This is a genomic window from Rhizobium sp. M1 (assembly GCF_002531805.1).
GTDB lineage: Bacteria > Pseudomonadota > Alphaproteobacteria > Rhizobiales > Rhizobiaceae > Rhizobium > Rhizobium etli_C.
Window position 1 is genome coordinate 26,816 of sequence record NZ_NWSW01000001.1, and the last position, 17,769, is coordinate 44,584.

The 17,769-nt window shown below is 62.1% G+C and carries 19 protein-coding genes and 1 tRNA gene; 12 read left to right on the forward strand and 8 right to left on the reverse strand.

Annotation, left to right across the window (positions count from 1 at the left end; all coding sequences use genetic code 11):
• Positions 1-10: 10 nt before the first annotated feature.
• Both cobS and CO655_RS00165 read right to left on the reverse strand, forming a co-directional pair.
• Positions 11-1,003 carry a cobaltochelatase subunit CobS gene (cobS, locus tag CO655_RS00160; RefSeq protein WP_010030065.1) on the reverse strand — a complete coding sequence of 331 codons (993 nt, stop codon included), beginning with the start codon at positions 1,001-1,003 and terminating at the stop codon, positions 11-13.
• Positions 1,004-1,308: 305 nt separating this feature from the next.
• Complete coding sequence (locus tag CO655_RS00165) at positions 1,309-1,926, reverse strand: J domain-containing protein (protein WP_064686344.1); 618 nt, start codon at positions 1,924-1,926, stop codon at positions 1,309-1,311.
• A gap of 102 nt (positions 1,927-2,028) precedes the next feature.
• Here CO655_RS00165 and CO655_RS00170 point away from each other — a divergent pair, with 102 nt between their 5' ends.
• A complete protein-coding gene (locus CO655_RS00170; protein WP_020922420.1) occupies positions 2,029-2,313 on the forward strand; it encodes a BolA family transcriptional regulator in 285 nt (94 codons plus the stop codon).
• A gap of 44 nt (positions 2,314-2,357) precedes the next feature.
• On the opposite strand, the gene CO655_RS00175 is transcribed toward CO655_RS00170, so the two are convergent.
• The 3 genes from CO655_RS00175 to CO655_RS00185 are packed head-to-tail and all read right to left on the reverse strand — an operon-like array spanning position 2,358 to position 5,385.
• Complete coding sequence (locus CO655_RS00175; protein WP_097608888.1) at positions 2,358-3,668, reverse strand: HlyC/CorC family transporter; 1,311 nt, start codon at positions 3,666-3,668, stop codon at positions 2,358-2,360.
• Positions 3,668-4,798, reverse strand: a complete 1,131-nt coding sequence (gene aroB, locus CO655_RS00180; protein ID WP_097663456.1) for a 3-dehydroquinate synthase — start codon at positions 4,796-4,798, stop codon at positions 3,668-3,670. Before aroB ends, CO655_RS00175 begins: the two co-directional genes overlap by 1 nt.
• Positions 4,795-5,385 carry a shikimate kinase gene (locus CO655_RS00185; protein ID WP_097663457.1) on the reverse strand — a complete coding sequence of 197 codons (591 nt, stop codon included), beginning with the start codon at positions 5,383-5,385 and terminating at the stop codon, positions 4,795-4,797. The genes aroB and CO655_RS00185 overlap by 4 nt, the downstream gene beginning before the upstream one ends.
• 148 nt (positions 5,386-5,533) lie before the next feature.
• Between CO655_RS00185 and CO655_RS33715 the strand changes: the two genes are divergently transcribed.
• From CO655_RS33715 to CO655_RS00230, 9 genes are all read left to right on the forward strand, one after another.
• Positions 5,534-5,710, forward strand: coding sequence for a hypothetical protein (locus tag CO655_RS33715; RefSeq protein ID WP_097608891.1), 177 nt, complete (start codon positions 5,534-5,536; stop codon positions 5,708-5,710).
• Positions 5,711-5,715: 5 nt separating this feature from the next.
• Positions 5,716-6,669: a site-specific tyrosine recombinase XerD gene (xerD, locus tag CO655_RS00195; protein ID WP_097663458.1), complete on the forward strand. Its 954-nt coding sequence runs from the start codon at positions 5,716-5,718 to the stop codon at positions 6,667-6,669.
• A gap of 62 nt (positions 6,670-6,731) precedes the next feature.
• Positions 6,732-7,685 carry an acetyl-CoA carboxylase carboxyltransferase subunit alpha gene (locus CO655_RS00200; RefSeq protein ID WP_097608893.1) on the forward strand — a complete coding sequence of 318 codons (954 nt, stop codon included), beginning with the start codon at positions 6,732-6,734 and terminating at the stop codon, positions 7,683-7,685.
• 195 nt (positions 7,686-7,880) lie between these two features.
• Entirely contained in the window at positions 7,881-9,113 is a 1,233-nt protein-coding gene (locus CO655_RS00205; RefSeq protein WP_097663459.1) for a murein L,D-transpeptidase family protein, read from the forward strand.
• A gap of 5 nt (positions 9,114-9,118) precedes the next feature.
• Complete coding sequence (locus CO655_RS00210) at positions 9,119-9,343, forward strand: sulfurtransferase TusA family protein (protein ID WP_010028687.1); 225 nt, start codon at positions 9,119-9,121, stop codon at positions 9,341-9,343.
• A 464-nt stretch (positions 9,344-9,807) separates the two neighbouring features.
• A complete protein-coding gene (locus tag CO655_RS00215; RefSeq protein ID WP_097663460.1) occupies positions 9,808-10,785 on the forward strand; it encodes a TRAP transporter substrate-binding protein in 978 nt (325 codons plus the stop codon).
• 141 nt (positions 10,786-10,926) lie between these two features.
• A complete protein-coding gene (locus CO655_RS00220; RefSeq protein WP_097608897.1) occupies positions 10,927-11,505 on the forward strand; it encodes a TRAP transporter small permease in 579 nt (192 codons plus the stop codon).
• Between the two features lie 4 nt (positions 11,506-11,509).
• Positions 11,510-12,790, forward strand: coding sequence for a TRAP transporter large permease (locus CO655_RS00225; RefSeq protein WP_097608898.1), 1,281 nt, complete (start codon positions 11,510-11,512; stop codon positions 12,788-12,790).
• A gap of 9 nt (positions 12,791-12,799) precedes the next feature.
• Complete coding sequence (locus CO655_RS00230; protein WP_097608899.1) at positions 12,800-13,573, forward strand: FadR/GntR family transcriptional regulator; 774 nt, start codon at positions 12,800-12,802, stop codon at positions 13,571-13,573.
• A gap of 33 nt (positions 13,574-13,606) precedes the next feature.
• On the opposite strand, the gene CO655_RS00235 is transcribed toward CO655_RS00230, so the two are convergent.
• Together CO655_RS00235 and CO655_RS00240 are read right to left on the reverse strand one after the other, a co-directional pair.
• Complete coding sequence (locus tag CO655_RS00235) at positions 13,607-14,830, reverse strand: GTP-binding protein (RefSeq protein WP_097663461.1); 1,224 nt, start codon at positions 14,828-14,830, stop codon at positions 13,607-13,609.
• Positions 14,831-14,854: 24 nt separating this feature from the next.
• A complete protein-coding gene (locus tag CO655_RS00240) occupies positions 14,855-15,988 on the reverse strand; it encodes a D-alanyl-D-alanine carboxypeptidase family protein (RefSeq protein WP_097608901.1) in 1,134 nt (377 codons plus the stop codon).
• A gap of 158 nt (positions 15,989-16,146) precedes the next feature.
• On the opposite strand from CO655_RS00240, the gene CO655_RS00245 reads away from it, so the two are divergent.
• Both CO655_RS00245 and CO655_RS00250 read left to right on the forward strand, forming a co-directional pair.
• Complete coding sequence (locus tag CO655_RS00245) at positions 16,147-17,310, forward strand: M20 aminoacylase family protein (RefSeq protein WP_097663462.1); 1,164 nt, start codon at positions 16,147-16,149, stop codon at positions 17,308-17,310.
• 54 nt (positions 17,311-17,364) lie between these two features.
• Positions 17,365-17,441 (forward strand) — tRNA-Arg (locus CO655_RS00250).
• Positions 17,442-17,473: 32 nt separating this feature from the next.
• Here CO655_RS00250 and CO655_RS00255 read toward each other — a convergent pair.
• Positions 17,474-17,719: a DUF982 domain-containing protein gene (locus CO655_RS00255; protein ID WP_010034930.1), complete on the reverse strand. Its 246-nt coding sequence runs from the start codon at positions 17,717-17,719 to the stop codon at positions 17,474-17,476.
• Between the last annotated feature and the right edge of the window lie 50 nt (positions 17,720-17,769).

Genomic DNA, 17,769 nt, shown 5'->3' on the forward strand with positions numbered 1-17,769 from the left:
TCGGTCGGTCTCAGGCTCCGAGAACGATGTTGGCGGCACTTTCCTTCAGCTCGACGCCGAAGGCGCGCTGATAGTGCTCGGCAACCAGCGGCCGCTCCAGCTCGTCGCACTTGTTGAGGAAGGTGGTGCGGAAGGCGAAGGCGAGATCGCCGAAGATCTCGGCGTTCTCGGCCCAGGTAATGACCGTGCGCGGGCTCATGACGGTCGACAGGTCGCCGTTCATGAAGGCGGCGCGGGTCAGATCCGCGACACGCACCATCTTCGACACGATCTCGCGGCCTTCCCTGTCCTTGCCGAAGCTCTTCACCTTGGCGGCGACGATATTCACTTCGTGATCATGCGGCAGGTAGTTCAGCGTCGTGACGATCGACCAGCGGTCCATCTGCGCCTGGTTGATCTGCTGCGTGCCGTGATAAAGGCCGGTGGTGTCACCGAGGCCGATCGTATTGGCGGTCGCAAACAGGCGGAAAGCCGGGTGCGGCCGGATGACGCGGCTCTGGTCGAGCAGCGTCAGGCGGCCGGAGGATTCGAGCACGCGCTGGATGACGAACATCACATCGGGACGACCGGCATCATATTCGTCGAAGACGAGGGCGACATTGTGCTGATAGGCCCAGGGCAGGATGCCGTCCTTGAATTCGGTGACCTGCAGCCCGTCCTTGACGACGATCGCGTCCTTGCCGACGAGATCGATACGGCTGACATGGCTGTCGAGGTTGATGCGCACGCAAGGCCAGTTGAGTCGTGCCGCCACCTGTTCGATATGCGAGGACTTGCCGGTGCCGTGATAGCCGGAGATCATCACGCGTCGGTTATGGGCAAAGCCTGCGAGAATGGCGAGCGTGGTGTCGCGGTCGAACAGATAGTCGGGATCGAGGTCCGGCACATAGGCGTCGCCCTTGCTGTAGGCGGGAACGCGGATGTCCGAATCGATGCCAAAGGTCTCGCGGACCGAAACGGTGGTATCGGGCAGTTCAGATATATCCAGGTCGATCTTGCTCATCATGTCTCCAAGGCGGGTGATGCCACCCGGCCATACTGTCTCAGGCCATGTCGCAACCGTGACGCCGCGATTTTATCCGCGCCCGTCCAGGTCGGAACGTCGGCGATACTTCTCCGGGACTGAAACGAAACCTCGGCGGGATGATGACCGCTTGCGAGCATTCTTGAAAGAGTCCCGGACAAGAAACGCCGCGTCCGGAAGGTCGGCGGAGGCGATGGGTAAACACGCAAATAGGAGCCGCGTTTGCCTGCGGCCTCAGCCGATTTGGACCATACCCGATTGAAGCCTAAGAGCAAGGACGGGAATTAACAAAAACCGTTCTGCTTCAACAATTGATAGGCCTGGATGACGGCGCGGAAACGCTCCTCCGAGCCGCGGTCGCCGCCATTGGCATCCGGATGGTGCTTCTTGACCAGTTCCTTGTAGCGGCTCTTGATCTCCGCCGACGTCGCATTGGCATGCAGTCCCATCGTATCGAAGGCCTTGCTTTCCAGCGATTTCAGCTTGCGCGCCTGGGGAAACCGCGGGCCGCTGCCCTTGCCGCCTTCCTTGACGAAGCCGAAGGGATCGCGAACCCGCGTATAGGCGCCGGAGCGGACTTCCGAATGCAGCGGACTGTCCTTCGCCGATTTGTTGACGCCGACCGTCCATGTCGGCCGGTGGCCGGTGATCGCCTCTTTCTGGTATCGCGCGATCTCGCCGTCCGACAGACCGGAGAAATAGTTGTAGCCCTTGTTGTATTCCTTGACGTGCTCGAAGCAGAACAAAAAGAACTGGCCTTCCGCATTGCGTCCGACGGGAGCGCGATGCGAACCTTTCTTGTCGCAGCCGTCCCATTGACAGGTAGGCGGCGCCTGCTCTGTCTCCTGCTCGCGTTTGCGGCGTGTTCGGATGCGATCGAAATATTTGGAATCAAGTCTCATGGCGGCGCTAATTATGGGGCTGTCGGAAGGCGACAACAAGAATTGACAAATGGGAATGTTGCTGGCTTGGTGGGAACCCCTTTCGCGCAACAGCAAGACCGGATGATGACTCTCAGGACCCGCATCGAAGAGAAACTTGTCGAAGCCTTCGCCCCCGAACGCCTGAGCGTCATCGACGAAAGCCACCTGCATGCCGGCCACCAGCCCGATATCACAGGCACCGGCGAAACCCACATGCGGGTGAGGATCGTTTCGGCAAAATTTGCCGGCCTGTCGCGGCTGGCGCGCCACCGGGCGATCACCGAACTGCTGAAGCCGGAGCTCGATGCCGGCCTGCATGCGCTGGCCGTCGAGCCGGCAGCACCCGGCGAGGCGACGCGATGGTAGAACCGCAGCCTATATAGGAACCGGCTGCCTTCGCGCCAAGCCGATCAGGCCGGCTTTGCGCCGTCTTCCCCGGCCGGCCGGATGCGCAGCTTGGTGATGCGGTTCTTCTCCCGCTTCATGACGACGAAACGTTTGCCATAAAAGGTGAAGGCCTGGCGCTCTTCCGGAATGGTCATCGATTCATGGATGACGAGGCCGGCGATCGTCGTCGCCTCCTCGTCGGGCAGGTTCCAGTCGAGCGCACGGTTGAGGTCGCGGATCGGCACGCCGCCGTCGACGACGATCGAACCATCCGCCTCCTGGCGCACGCCCTGAATCTCGATGTCGTGCTCGTCGGAAATGTCGCCGACGATTTCCTCGAGAATATCCTCGAGCGTGACGATGCCCTGCACCTCGCCATATTCGTCGACGACGACGGCGAAATGCTGTTTGCGGCGCAGGAAGGCATTGAGCTGGTCTTCGAGGTTGGTGCTGTCGGGCACGAACCACGGCTTCTGCGCGATCTTGACGATGTCGAGGTTCTGCGGCTCCATGTTCGGTTCGGCCAGTGCCCGCAGGAGATCCTTGGCATGGACGACGCCGATGATGTTGTCGATCGTGCCGCGCCACAGCGGCATGCGCGTATAAGGGCTCTCGAGGATGGCGCGCACCACCGTTTCCGGCGGATCGTCGGCATTGATCGCCCGCATCGCGGTGCGGTGGACCATGATGTCTGACAATTCCAGCTCACCGAGGTCGAGCACGCCGCCGAGCCGGTCGCGATCGGCCTTTACCACCGAGCCCTCACGGTGGAGCAGATCGACAGCGCCGCGCAGTTCCTCATGCGCCGTCAGCATCGATACTTCCCGTGAGAGATTGATGCCGAACAGTGCCAGAATCCGCCGTACGATCGCATTGACGAAGGAGGACGCCGGCCCGACGACGGCAACGAAAAGCCTGGCTGGAAGCGCCACCGCAAGCGCGAAGCGCTCCGGCGTCGAGATCGCCCAGCTCTTCGGCAGCACTTCCGCGAAGATGACGAGGATGACGGTCATCGCCAGCGTCGCCAGCGCCACGCCGGAACTGCCGAACAGCCCGAGAAACAGGCTGGTGGCGATCGACGACGACAGGATATTGGCGAGATTGTTGCCGATCAGCAGCGCGCCGATCAGCCGGTCGCGCCGCTCGATCAGCTGGCGCACGAGGCCGGCGCGCTCGTCGCCGTTGACCTCAAGCGTATGGATGCGGCTGCGCGAAACGGCGGTCAGCGCGGTTTCCGAGCCGGAAAAGAAGGCGGACATCAGCACGAGCGCCGTGATCGAAAGGATCTCCGGCCAATATGTCGCGAGAAATGCCAGAGCACCTTCGACCGTCATCAGGGGTGTTTTTCCCTGAGAAAGCTGATCACCTCGGAGGCGGGAACGTCGTCGGCGACGAAGGACTGGCCGATGCCGCGCGTCAGGATGAAGGTGAGCTTGCCGCCCTTGACCTTCTTGTCCTGCGCGATCGCATCCATCAGCACCTCGGCCGGCGGCAGCTCGGCCGGAATGTCGGACATCCGGGTCGGCAGGCCGACCGCCTGCAGATGCCGCTCGACGCGGCGCGCATCGTCGGGGCTGGCAAGGTTCATCCGTGCGGAGAATTCATGCGCCAGCACCATGCCGATCGAAACGCCTTCGCCGTGCACAAGGCGGCGGCTGTCATAGGCGGTCGCCGCTTCCAGCGCATGGCCGAAGGTGTGGCCGAGATTTAGCAACGCCCGCTGGCCGGTCTCGCGCTCGTCGGCGACGACGACATCGGCCTTCGCCTGGCAGCTTGTGGCGATCGCTTCGATGCGCGCCGCACCACCTGCAAAAACCGCCTCCCAGTTCGCTTCCAGCCAGGCAAAGAAATCCGGCTTGTCGATCAGCCCGTATTTCGCCACCTCGGCATAACCGGCGCGGAATTCACGCTCGCTCAGCGTATTCAGCACGTCGGTATCGGCCAGAACCAGATCCGGCTGATGGAAGACGCCGATCAGGTTCTTGCCATGGCGGGAATTGATGCCGGTCTTGCCGCCGACGGAAGAATCGACCTGCGCCAGCAGCGAGGTCGGCACCTGCACGAAGCGCACGCCGCGGCGAACGATGCCGGCCGCAAATCCCGAGAGGTCGCCGATGACGCCGCCGCCGAGCGCGATGACGCAGTCGTTGCGCTCGACGCGGGCTTCCAGCACCTTGTCGCAGGCCGTCATCAGATGTTCGAAACTCTTCGTCTTCTCGCCGGCCGGCAGCACGACCGCAGCCGAGGCGATGCCCGCCGCATCGAGGCTGGCAACGAGGGCGTCGAGATAAAGCGGCGCGACATTTTCGTCGGTGATCACAGCCGCCTTGCGGCCCTTGAGGCGCGAAGCGATCTCGGCGCCGGCCCGCGCAATCAGTCCCGGCCCGATCAGGATATCGTAGGCGCGCTCGCCGAGCGGCACATGCACGGTCTGGACGGCCGAGGCGGAGCTTATCGCATTCATGACGCTGTATTTTCCTTCTGAGCTTCGATCACCGCCGTCAGCACCTCGTCGGCCATGATTTCCTTGCGCACATCGCGCGAGAGCACGGTGAGATCAGCCTGAGCGTAGATCGGATACCGTGCGTTCATCAGGTTTTCGAGCGTCTGCTTCGGATTTTCGGTCTTGAGCAGCGGCCGGGTGTCGCGTTTGTTGACCCGTTCCCAGAGCACGTCGAGATCCGCCTTCAGCCAGACCGAAAGGCCGCCCCGTTTGATATGCCTGCGCGTCCGCTCGTTGACGAAGGCGCCGCCGCCGGTGGAGACGACGCGCGGACCGCTCTTCAGCAGACGCTTCATGACCCGCGTTTCCAGCGCCCGGAATTCGTCCTCGCCATAGGCGGCGAAAAGTTCGGCGATCGTCATGCGCGACACCCGCTCGATTTCGTGGTCGCTGTCGATGAAGGGAATGCCGAGCTGGCTGGCGACAATGCGCCCGACCGAGGATTTTCCCGCCCCCATCAGGCCGACAAGGATCAGATTGCGTGAACCGAGCGCGGCGCGAGCTCTGTCTTTCAGGCTGTCAGCAACGGTCAGCAGTGGTTCACTCATCGGTCCATTCACACTTTGTTTGCAAACCGTATCGACAAATGCAGGTGGAGCGTCAAGTCGCGGACAAGGGAATCATCGCTTGAATACCGCTTCTTGCACTTGCAGATACGCTTCTTATAACAGAAGCAGAGCATGAAGGAGTTGCCGGATGCCGAGCCTGTTCCGTTTTCTGTTCGTCTGCGCGATCCTCGCCGGGACGGTTTACGGAGCGATGTGGGCGCTTGCGACCTTCGTGGAGCCCGAGCCGCGCGACGTGACGATCCGCATTCCGTCCGAACGGGTCAATCCGCCGGCGACGGGCACGATCGACACCACCGGGAAGTGAGCGACATGAGGGATCTCGGCCGCGTCCATGTGGAATCCTTCCTGGAAATGATGAGCGCCGAACGCGGCGCCGCCGCCAACACGCTGCAATCCTATGAGCGCGATCTCGATGACATCAGGTCCTTCCTGAACGGCCGCAGCATCAGGTTGACCGAAGCCGCCTCCGCCGACCTTTCCGCCTATCTCGCCTCGCTCGCCAGCCAGGGTTTCAAGCCCTCCTCGCAGGCGCGCCGGCTTGCGGCCATGCGGCAGTTCTACAAGTTCCTCTACGCCGAGGGCATTCGCACCGACGACCCCACCGGCGTGCTCGACGCGCCGAAGAAAGGCCGGCCGCTGCCGAAGACGATGGGGGTCGAGGAGGTCGGCAGGCTGCTATTCCAGGCGCAGACCGAGGCCGACGATCCGGCCCCGGGTCAGTTGCAGCGCCTGCGCATGCTGGCGCTCTTGGAGCTGCTTTATGCCACCGGCATGCGCGTCAGCGAGCTCGTCTCGCTTCCCGCCCGCGTCCTCGACCAGGAGGGCCGCTTCCTGATGATCCGCGGCAAGGGCAACAAGGAGCGGCTGGTGCCGTTGTCGCAATCGGCGATCAAGGCCCTGAAATCCTACGGGCGGCTGCTGACGGCCGAAAATGCCATGGCGAAGGAGCCGCAGGAAAGCCCCTGGCTGTTCCCGGCCGCCTCGAAGGAGGGCTACCTGCCGCGCCAGGTCTTTGCGCGAGACCTGAAGAACCTGGCGATCCGCGCCGGCCTGACGCCGTCGCTGATCTCGCCGCATGTCATGCGCCACGCCTTTGCCAGCCATCTGCTCGCCAACGGCGCCGATCTGCGCGTCGTGCAGGAACTCCTCGGCCATTCGGACATTTCGACCACACAGATCTACACACATGTGCTCGAAGAGAGGCTGCAGCAGCTCGTCCAGACGCATCACCCCCTTGCCAAACAGGCGAAAAAGCACGAATAGGACCGGCGACAAGGGGCGGAGCCAGGAAAACGCCCCGGGCACAAGGAACGGAAACGCACCTCATGCACAATTATCTCGACTTCGAAAAGCCGATCTCCGACCTCGAAGGTAAGATCATCGAGCTGAAGAAGCTCGCAACGGAAGACGAGAGCATCGACACCACCGATGAGATCAGCCGGCTGGAGGTTCGCGTCCGTGAGGCGATCGTCGAAATCTATTCCAAGCTCAATCCCTGGCAGAAGACGCAGGTCGCCCGCCATCCGCAGCGCCCGCACTTCGTCGATTACGCCAAGACGCTGTTCCAGGAATTCACGCCGCTGGCCGGCGACCGCAAATTTTCCGAGGATGCCGCGATCCAGGCGGGTCTTGCCCGCTTCCGCGGCCAGCCTGTCGCCGTCATCGGTCAGGAAAAGGGCAACGACACCAAGTCCCGCCTCAGGCACAATTTCGGCAGCCCCCGGCCGGAAGGCTACCGCAAGGCGATCCGCATCCTCGAAATGGCCGATCGTTTCGGCCTGCCGGTGATTTCGCTGGTGGATACGGCCGGCGCCTATCCCGGCGTCGGCGCCGAAGAGCGCGGCCAGGCCGAGGCGATCGCCCGCTCGACGGAAATGTGCCTCGGCGTCAAGGTTCCGCTCGTTTCCGTCGTCATCGGCGAAGGCGGTTCGGGTGGCGCGATCGCGATCGCCACCGGCAACAGGGTCTATATGCTCGAGCATTCGATCTACAGCGTCATCTCGCCGGAGGGCGCCGCGTCCATTCTCTGGCGCGATTCGACCCGCGCCCGGGAAGCCGCGACCAACATGAAGATCACCGCCGAAGACCTGAAGTCGCTTGGCGTCATCGATGGCATCATTTCCGAGCCGCTCGGCGGCGCCCATCGGGATCCCGACAGCGTCATTGCCACAACCGGCGACGTCATCGCCAATGCGCTGGCCGAAATGGCATCCCGCTCCGGCGAACAGTTGCGCAACGAACGGCGCCAGAAATTCCTCAACATGGGCCGGAATCTGTAAGGTCAGTTGCAGCTCTTTGCCGATTGAGGCCAAACCTTGGCCACATTGATGTTATCTCTAACATTTGCGCTTGCGGGGGCGTTCCTCACACGTCATAGGCTGGTAAGGATTTGTGAAGTATAAGCCGCTTATGATTCTGCCTCGTGCCAGGACTCCTTAGGCGACCGGGTCGCACTTCTTTATGGGCTAGTTTGGATGCGCATACATCATTTTGCCTATGTTTCCCTCATGGCGCTGGCTCTTTCCAGCTGCAATGACGCGTTGGAGACCGCGCAGGTCGACCTTTCCAAGGTCAAGAACAAGGTCGAGCAGCCGCTCCCCCCGCATATCCTCACCGCCATGTCCGCCAAGGGCATGGACCGCAATTCGCCGATCATGATCCGCATCTTCAAGGAAGAAGGTGCCATGGAGATCTGGAAGGCGAAGACCGATAACCGTTTCGACAAGATCGCCGACTACAAGATCTGCGCCTGGTCCGGCCGTCTCGGTCCGAAGGTAAAGACCGGCGACCGGCAGGCGCCGGAAGGTTTCTACGACCTGACGCGCGCCAACCTGAACCCCAACTCGAAATATTATCTGGCGATCAACACCGGCTTCCCGAACCGCTACGACGCGGCGAACGGCCGCACCGGCTCCGACCTGATGATCCATGGCGCCTGCTCGTCCTCCGGCTGCTATTCGATGACCGACCAGCAGGTGCTTGAAATTTACGCCTTTGCCCGCGACGCCTTCAAGGGCGGCCAGGCGACCGTGCAGCTGCAGGCCTTCCCCTTCCGCATGACGGCGGAAAACATGGTCAAGCATCGCCTCGACAGCAATTACGACTTCTGGAAGATGCTGAAGGTCGGCTACGACAATTTCGAAGTGACGAAGCGCCCGCCCGAGGTGGCCGTCTGCGAGAAGAAATATGTCTTCAACCAGCAGGTAGCCGATGGCGGCGCCTTCAATGCCGCCGGCAAATGCCCTGCCATGTCGACGCCGCCGGCGCTGACGGCCGCTCTTGCGTCCTACGGGAAGACCTATGATGCCGACTATGCCAAGGCGATGAGCAAATATGACGGCATGGCCTGGTACGACCCGTCCGAAGCCGAGCGCAAGGCGGTGGTCGCCAAGCTGCGCAAGGGCCGCGAGCTGGCCTTCGCCCCGACCGGCACCTCGCTGGAAGCCGGCCGAATGGTCAAGGTTGCGGAACTCGAAGACCTGATGGCCAAGCGCACCGCCCAGGGCCTCGCCGCCAAATCAGCGCCGGGCGCCACGCCTGCTGCCCCTGCCCAGCCGCAGGCGCAGCCAATGGCAGTCGCTGCCGCCACCCCGGCGGTCGTGCCGGTGCCGGCGCAGAACCCGCTGGCCTTTGCCGCGCCCGAACCGCAGGAAACGGCGGAAGCCGTGGCAAAGAAGCCGTTCTGGAAATTCTGGGCGCGGAACTGAACGGCTTGAACCCCGTTCTCTACGATCTTCGCGGCCTGAAGTGCCCACTCCCCGTGATGAAGACACGCAAGAAGCTCGCCGCCATGGCAAGCGGCGCGCTCATCCGCGTCGATACCAGCGACCCGCTGGCGGTGATCGACATGCCGCATTTCTGCAATGAGGACGGTCACGAGCTGGTCGAAACCGAAAAGACCGAAAACGGCCATCGCTTCCTGATCCGCAAGCGCTAGAACTGTTCTGCATTAAATAGTCAGAGCAGATGCCGTCCTAAGCGGCATCATCACAGCTGCCGGCGCATCTCCAATTTACCCTGCCCATGTTCTCGCGGCTGGCGCTCGAAGCCGCTCCCGCGCCCGAAATTCATCATACAACTACACAGCTTTTGTATGTTGACATTATACTTGGCTGGTTCTAGCCATAGTGAGCCGGTCGGAGGAACGGCGAGAATAGCGGAGGCTGACTGATCCACATCTTCTGTTTCCACGAGAAAAGGTAAGCGTGCGCCATCAGATCCGATGAGCACGCCGAGACACTTTGCTGTGTCGTCATGAGCCTCTTTCCCGTGACGTTTCCATCGTGCCCATCCGTGGCCGGCCTTGGAAATCGCAGGAAGCAGGCGAAGCGTGCAGGGATCTTCAGCAAAGCCGGGATACGGACTTCTGAGAATAATCGTCATGCAAATTGGGAGGAGAGCATGAAAAACTTTGTTACACTGGCGGCCGGTCTTATGGTTGCCGCTTCATTCATGAGCAGCGCCGCCAGCGCCCAAACGGTGCTGAAATCGTCCGATACTCATCCGGACGGCTATCCGACTGTTGAGGGCGTCAAATATTTCGGTGAACTGGTGAAGGAGCGCACGCAGGGCCGCTATTCGGTCGAAGTGTACCATTCCGCTCAGCTCGGCGAAGAGAAGGACACGATCGAACAGGTGCGCTCCGGCGTGATCGAACTCAATCGCGTGTCGATGGCGCCCTTCAACGGCACAGTGAAGGAATCGATCGTTCCGGCCCTGCCCTATATCTTCCGTTCCGAAGAACACATGCACAAGGTCATGGACGGCGCCGTCGGCGATCAGATCAAGAAGGCGTTCGAACCGGCCGGCCTCGTCGTGCTCGCCTTCTACGATGCCGGCGCGCGTTCGTTCTACAACAAGACGAAGCCGATCAACGCGGTTGCCGATATGAAAGGCCTGAAGTTCCGCGTCATCCAGTCCGACATCTTCGTCGACATGGTGGCGGCCCTCGGCGCCAATGCCACGCCGATGCCCTATGGCGAAGTCTATTCGGGGATCGAAACCGGCGTTATCGACGGCGCGGAAAACAACTTCCCGAGCTACGACACCGCCAAGCATGCGGAAGTGGCGAAGAACTACTCGCTCGACGAGCACACGATCCTGCCGGAGGTGTTCGTCATGAACAAGGCCGCGTTCGACAAGCTGAAGCCCGAGGATCAGGAGATCTTCAAGCAGGCAGCCAAGGACAGCGTCGGCAAGCAGCGCGAACTCTGGGCGGCCAAGGTCGCTGAATCGCGCGCCAATGTCGAAAAGCTCGGCGCGCAGATCACCACACCGGACAAGCAGGGCTTCATCGACGCCATGGCTCCGGTTTACGAAAAGCACGTCAAAGACGACGTGCTGAAGAAGATGGTCGAGGATGTAAAGGCTGTGCAGTAGCCTTCGCCTGCCTCCTTGCGCAGGGCGGCGTGACTTAGCGGGGTGGACGGTTTCTCCACCCCGTTTCACGCTCACGCTTCGCACGCATCTTCATCCATCTCCCGACAGGGAGACTGCCCGCCCGATTTCGACGAGGCCCTCATGTCGAATAACCTGACACCCGTCACCAACGTCCTGGCCCGCCTGAGCAATGCCGCCCTGTGGCTCGCCGGCTCCGGCCTGATCCTGATGACGGTCTTTGTCGCCTGGCAGGTATTCTGCCGCTACGTATTGAACGACTCGCCGAGTTGGACGGAGCCGGGCTCGGTCATGCTGATGAGCTGGTTCATCTTCCTCGGCGCCGCCGTCGGCATCCGGGAGAACAATCATCTCGGTTTCGACGTGCTGCTCTACGTGCTGCCGAAATCCGGCAAGCGTGTCCTGCGCATGATTTCGGATGTGGTCATCCTCGCCTTCGGCGCCGGCATGATCTGGTACGGCGGCGCGCTCATGAGCCTGACCTGGAACACCACCCTGCCGTCGCTGGGCATCTCAGGCGCGTTCGATTATCTGCCGCTCGCCGGCGGCGGTGTCCTCGCGGTGATCTTCTCGCTGGAGCGCATTGTTCTCCGCCTCGCCGGCGAACCGATCGACGACGTGCTGGATGAGATTCTGCCGGCGGAGATCGCCGTCGAGATCGAAAACATCAATGCCGACCCGAACGCCAATTTGAAGGTATAGCGCGATGGAACTCTGGATTCTGTTCGGTGTTTTCACCACCCTGATGCTGATCGGCACGCCGATCGCCTTCTGTCTCGGCGTCGCCAGCTTCGCCACCGTGGCCTATATGGGCCTGCCGCCGCTGGTCATCTTTCAGCGGCTCAATTCCGGCATGAGCGTGTTTTCGCTGCTCGCCATTCCCTTCTTCATCTATGCCGGCGACCTGATGGTGCGCGGCGGCATCGCGAGCCGCATCGTCGCCTTCGCCGCCTCCCTGGTCGGGCATGTGCGCGGCGGCCTCGGCCAGGTCAATATCGTCACCGCCACACTGTTCGGCGGCATTTCGGGTTCGGCAGTGGCAGAGGCCGCAGCCGTCGGCGGCCTGATGATCCCGCAGATGAAGCAGCGCGGCTATGGTGCCGACTACGCGGTCAACGTCACCTCGATGGCAGCCCTGATCGCGCTGCTCCTGCCGCCGTCCCACAATATGATCATCTATTCGATCTCCGCCGGCGGCAAGATATCGATCGCCGATCTGTTCACCGCCGGCGTCCTGCCTGGCCTGTTGCTCGCAGCCGCGCTCATGGTAACCGCCTACATCGTCGCACGCTCGCGCGGTTATCCGACGGAGCCGTTTCCCGGCTTTGTCATGGTGGCTCACCTGCTCGCCGTCGCGGTGCCCGGGCTTCTGCTGATCGCCATCATCTTCGGCGGGGTGAGGTCCGGCATTTTCACAGCGACGGAAAGCTCCTGCATCGCTGTGCTCTACGCGCTGCTGGTAACCCTCTTCGTCTACCGGCAGATGAGCTGGAAAGACTTCGTCCACGCCACGCAGGGCGCCGTGCGCACGACGGCAATGGTGCTCCTGATCATCGGCACCGCCGCCGCATTTTCCTGGCTGATGGCCTTCCTCAAGGTGCCCGCTTCGCTGGTTACCTGGATGAAGAGCGTGGCCGACGATCCGCTGACGGTGCTGCTCCTGCTCAACGTGCTGATGCTGGTGCTCGGCACCTTCATGGACATGGGACCGACCATCATCATCTGCACGCCGATCTTCCTGCCGGTGGCACAGGCTTACGGTGTCGATCCGGTGCACTTCGGCGTGATCATGATCCTGAATTTCGGCATCGGGCTGAACACACCTCCCGTCGGGGCCGTGCAATTCGTGGCCTGTGCGGTCGGCAAGATTTCGGTCTGGGAGGCTATGCGCTCGATCTGGCCGTTCTACGGCGCCGGCCTCGTGGTGCTCGGTCTGGTCACCTACATCCCGGCAATTTCGCTGTGGCTGCCGGCTGTGTTCAAATAGGAGAGCGACATGGCGGCCGATACAGCCGTTGAATCAAGGATCGAGCGAAGGCCAAAACTCTCCGAAGGCGTGGTTTCGGCCATCCGCGCTCAGGTCGTGTCCGGTGCCTACGCGCCCGGGCAAAAGCTGCCGACGGAGACCCGGATGGGCGAGCTTTTCGGCGTCAGCCGCACTGTCGTCCGCGAAGCGATTGCAACCCTTGCCGCCGACGGCCTCGTCGAGGCGCGGCAAGGGGCTGGTGTCTTCGTCATGAACCATCCAACGATTGCCTTCGGCTCGATCAGCCTCGACGTCGGCAACAAGATTTCCCATGCACTCAACGTCATCGAGGTGCGCATGGGACTGGAGATCGAAAGCGCTGGACTTGCTGCGCTGCGACGCAATGCAGCTCAGGAAGCGCAGATCCACGAAGCCTTCTTCGAGTTCGACCGGCTGCTCGAGCGCGGCGAGGCGACCGGCAAGAGCGACTTCGCCTTTCACCGAGAAATCGCGGCTGCCACGAACAATTCATATTATGTGGAAGTTCTCGATGCGCTCGGCATGCGGGCGATCCCCTGCGATATCGCCTCACCCTGGGGCACGGACAGCACGCTGTCGCGCGATTATCAGGAAGGCCTGCAGCGCGAGCATCTGGCAATCCTGAAAGCGATTTCGGCCGGTGACCCGGAAGCCGCCCGCGCCGCCATGCGGGCTCACCTGACCGCAAGCCAGGAGCGCTATCGCACGCTGCTGAGCGGCCAGCAGGCAAGGTGGCTTTCGGGCACCCGTAAACACAACGGCTGAAGACGATCGCATCACAACGAAACGTTGGAGCGGTTAGATCCGCACGCCTGGAATTGCGAGCGGATTGTCGGACAGCGCCGCGCGATCGGGCCTGTCGATGCGAGGCTTGCCGAGGAAGGCGTCGAACAGATCCTTCACGAAGGCCTCGGGCAAATCCTTGGTGATCAGCACCATGCGCGTGCGCTTGTCCTGCGGGTCCGGCCAGGCGGCAAGGCGCACCGGCGGGTGGAAGATGCTCTGAACGCCGTGCAGCACCAACGGCCGTTCCGGCCGGTCGGAGACGGAAACGATCGCCTTCATCCGCAGCAGCTTCTCGCCATGGGCCGAGCGCAGGAGATCGATGAACATCTCGAGCGCCATCGGATCGATCGGTTTTTCCTCGATGATCGAGAAAGACCGGATCGAGGCATCGTGCCGGTTGACGTCGTGGGCGTGCTGGTGCGCGTGAGCGCCATCATGATCATGATTGTGATGATCATGGTGGTGGCCATGGTGACCGCCAGCGTGATCATGATGGTGATGGTGATCGTGATCATGATGGTGATCGTCATTATGGGCGTGGTCGTGATGGTGATGCGCCTCGTGCGCATCCTCATCCCGCAGCCAGCGGCCGACATCGGCGATCTTCGTCGCCGGATCGTAGAGCCCGTTCACCAGCACCGCGGCGCTGCCGACCTCGGTGCTGTCGGCATCCATCATCGCCGCGCGCGGATTGAGCGCCCGCAGGCGCTGTTCCAGCCCGGCCGTTACGCCGGCCAGCGATGCCTTCGAGACGATCAGCCGGTCGGCGACGGCCGCCTGTTTGCGCGCTTCCTCGTGATTGTCGAGCGTCTGCAGCCCATTGACCGCATCGACGACGGTCACGACACCGTCGAGCTCGAAATTGGTGGCGATGACGGGATTGCCCATGATCGCCTGCATGACCGGCGCCGGATCGGCAAGGCCGGTCGTTTCGATGACGACGCGTTTCACCGGCTTGACGCGGCCGGTCTGCACGGCATCCATCAGGTTCGCCAGCGTATCGACAAGCTCGCCGCGCACGGTGCAGCACAGGCAGCCGTCGGAGAGCTCGATGATCGAATCGCCCGAGCTTTCGACCAGCAGATGATCGATGCCGACATCGCCGAACTCGTTGATGATGACGGCCGCGTCCTTCATCTCGGGGTCTTTGAGGATGCGGTTGAGCAGCGTCGATTTGCCGGCGCCGAGAAAGCCGGTCAGGATGGTGACCGGAATCCTGTCGTTGAGCGCGCTCATCTCGTTTGACCTTGAAAACTTATGTTAGAAAGACGTCGGGCGCGGCATCGGCACCGGCACGTTGGCGATGCCTCCGGCCGTATCGCCGGTCGCCACTTTTTCCGGCTGTGCCGCCGGCTGCGGATCCTGCCCGGGAATGAGGCCGGCGAAGACGAATTGCGGATCGTGGTCCATTTCCAGAATATAGGGCGAGCTCACCTTCATGCGGCCGACCTCGTCGCGCGTTTCGCTGCGTATCTTGGCGCCCTTGGCGCTGCAGATATCGGCGGTAATGTCGGTCACCTGGTCCTGTCCCTGCCCGTAAGGCTTCAGCGAACCGAGCGTGTCATTGCCGGGAAACTGGGTGGTGAAACCCTTCTGCAAAAGGTTCGCCGTCGCATCGGCGCGCGCCGCCAGGCTGTCGGTGCCGAGCACGACGGAGACGAGAGTGCGGCCGTTGCGCGTCGCCGAACCGATCTGGTTGAAACCCGAGGCACAGATGAAGCCGGTCTTCATGCCGTCGGCGCCGGCGAAGCGGCCGATCAGCATGTTGAGGTTCGGCACGTTCTGCTGGCCGGTGGTAAAACCCTCCAGCGCGAAATAGCTGGCATATTGCGGAAAATCGCGGCGCAGCGCCACCGTCAGCACTGCGAGATCACGCGCCGTCGTATATTGTCCCTTGCCCGGCAGGCCGTTCGGGTTGACGAAATGCGAATCCGTCATGCCGAGCTTCAACGCCTCGCCGTTCATCCGCGTCACGAAGCCTTCCTGCGTGCCGCCGACGGCTTCGGCAACCGCAACCGAGACGTCGTTCGCCGATTTCACCAGCAGGATCTTCAACGCGCTGTCGAGCGTCAGCTTCTGGCCGGGCTTGAAATACATCTTGGCGGCCGGCTGCGCGGCGGCGCGCTTGCTCATGACAATGGGCGTATCAAGGCTGATCTGGCCGGCGCGGATCGCATCGAACACGGTATAGACCGTCATCAGCTTGGTGAGCGAGGCCGGATACCACTTGCGGAAGGCTTCCTCGTGTTCGAGCACGCGGCCGGTCTGGACGTCGACGAGAATATGCGGATTGGCCTGAGAGAGCGAAACGGAGGCGAGAAAAGCGGCAGTCGCAGCGGCGGTGAAACGCAACGGCCGCTTGGCGGCAAACAAACGGAAGTGGCTCGTCGACACGGTTCGTCCTTCAGATGTCCGGAAAATCTCGCAACCTTCCTCTATCTAGCCTATATGGCTATGACATGGCAAAGGTCATTGACGAAGTAATTTCCAAAAGCCTCACACCCTTTTGATGCGATCAAAGATTGTCGGGATTTCATAACAGGAACGCCAACATGCCGATTTTGAACAGAGCCGCCGAATTGCAGGATGAAGTCGCCGAATGGCGCCGCCACATTCATGCCCGCCCCGAGCTTCTCTTCGCGGTGGAAAACACGGCCGCTTTCGTCGCCGAAAAGCTGAAGGAATTCGGTGTCGACGAGATCGTCACCGGCATCGGCCGCACCGGGGTCGTCGGGCTGATCAAAGGCAAGGGCGAAGGTCGCCGCACCATCGGCCTGCGCGCCGACATGGACGCCCTGCCGCTGACCGAGATATCGGGCAAGCCCTGGGCCTCGAAGACGCCGGGCAAGATGCATGCCTGCGGCCATGACGGCCATACCGCCATGCTGCTCGGCGCTGCGAAATATCTGGCCGAGACCCGCAATTTCAACGGCAATGTCGCCGTCATCTTCCAACCCGCCGAAGAAGGCGGCGGCGGCGGCAACCTGATGGTCAAGGACGGCATGATGGAACGCTTCGGGATCGAAGAGGTCTATGGCATGCACAATCTGCCCGGACTGCCCGTCGGCCAGTTCGCCATCCGCAAGGGCGCGATCATGGCGGCGACCGACGAATTCACCGTCACCATCAAGGGCCGCGGCGGCCACGCCGCCCAGCCGCACCGCACGATCGACCCGATCGCCATCGGCGCCCAGATCGTCGCCAACCTGCAGATGATCGCCTCGCGCACCGCCGATCCGATCAGCTCGGTCGTCGTCTCGGTGACCAAGTTCAACGCCGGCTTCGCCCATAACGTCATTCCGAACGATGCGACCTTCGCGGGCACGGTCCGCACGCTGGACGACGAGATGCGCACGCTCGCCGAAACGCGCTTCCGGCAGATCGTCGAGGGCGTGGTTGCTGCCCACGGCGCCGAAGCCGAGATCAGCTTCCACCGCAACTACCCCGTCACCGTCAACCATCCTGATGAGACCGCGCACGCCGTCGCCATCGCCGGCGCCATTGCCGGCGAGGCAAACGTCAATGCCGAGATCGATCCGATGATGGGCGGCGAGGATTTTTCCTACATGCTGAACGCCCGCCCCGGCGCCTTCATCTTCATCGGCAACGGCGACAGCGCCGGCCTGCACAACCCGGCCTACGACTTCAACGACGAAGCCATCGCCCACGGCATCTCCTACTGGGTCCGCCTCGCCGAACAGCGCCTCGGTGTTTGACAAGAATTAAGGCTTGGCTTCGCGCCAAGCCTTTTGTATGCATGGCATGCAAGTGGTCCCGTAGCTCAGCAGGATAGAGCACCAGATTCCTAATCTGGGGGTCGCGCGTTCGAATCGCGCCGGGATCACCAGTCTTTAAGCGATGAGCAGATCGCGTATTCCTTCATACCTTGATCGGAATTCCGGCCTCGATCGCAGCCTCGATGAAAGCCTGTCGCGCCTCCTCCCGGCTTCGCTTTCCGGAGATGACATCGGCGCACACGGCGCACGCCCGATCCAGGGCGGGGCCCTCGTCTGTCGGCCAGTCTTCAATCAACGCCCATGTCGCAGCCTGCGTGGTCTGGATCACTACCCATTGATCCGGTCCTTCAAGGGCGATCGTCACAGGCTTCGTCCAAATGGTCTGCATTCTCTTTGGCCTTCCTTGGGTGCTGTGGGAGTAGTTAGACTGATCGATCT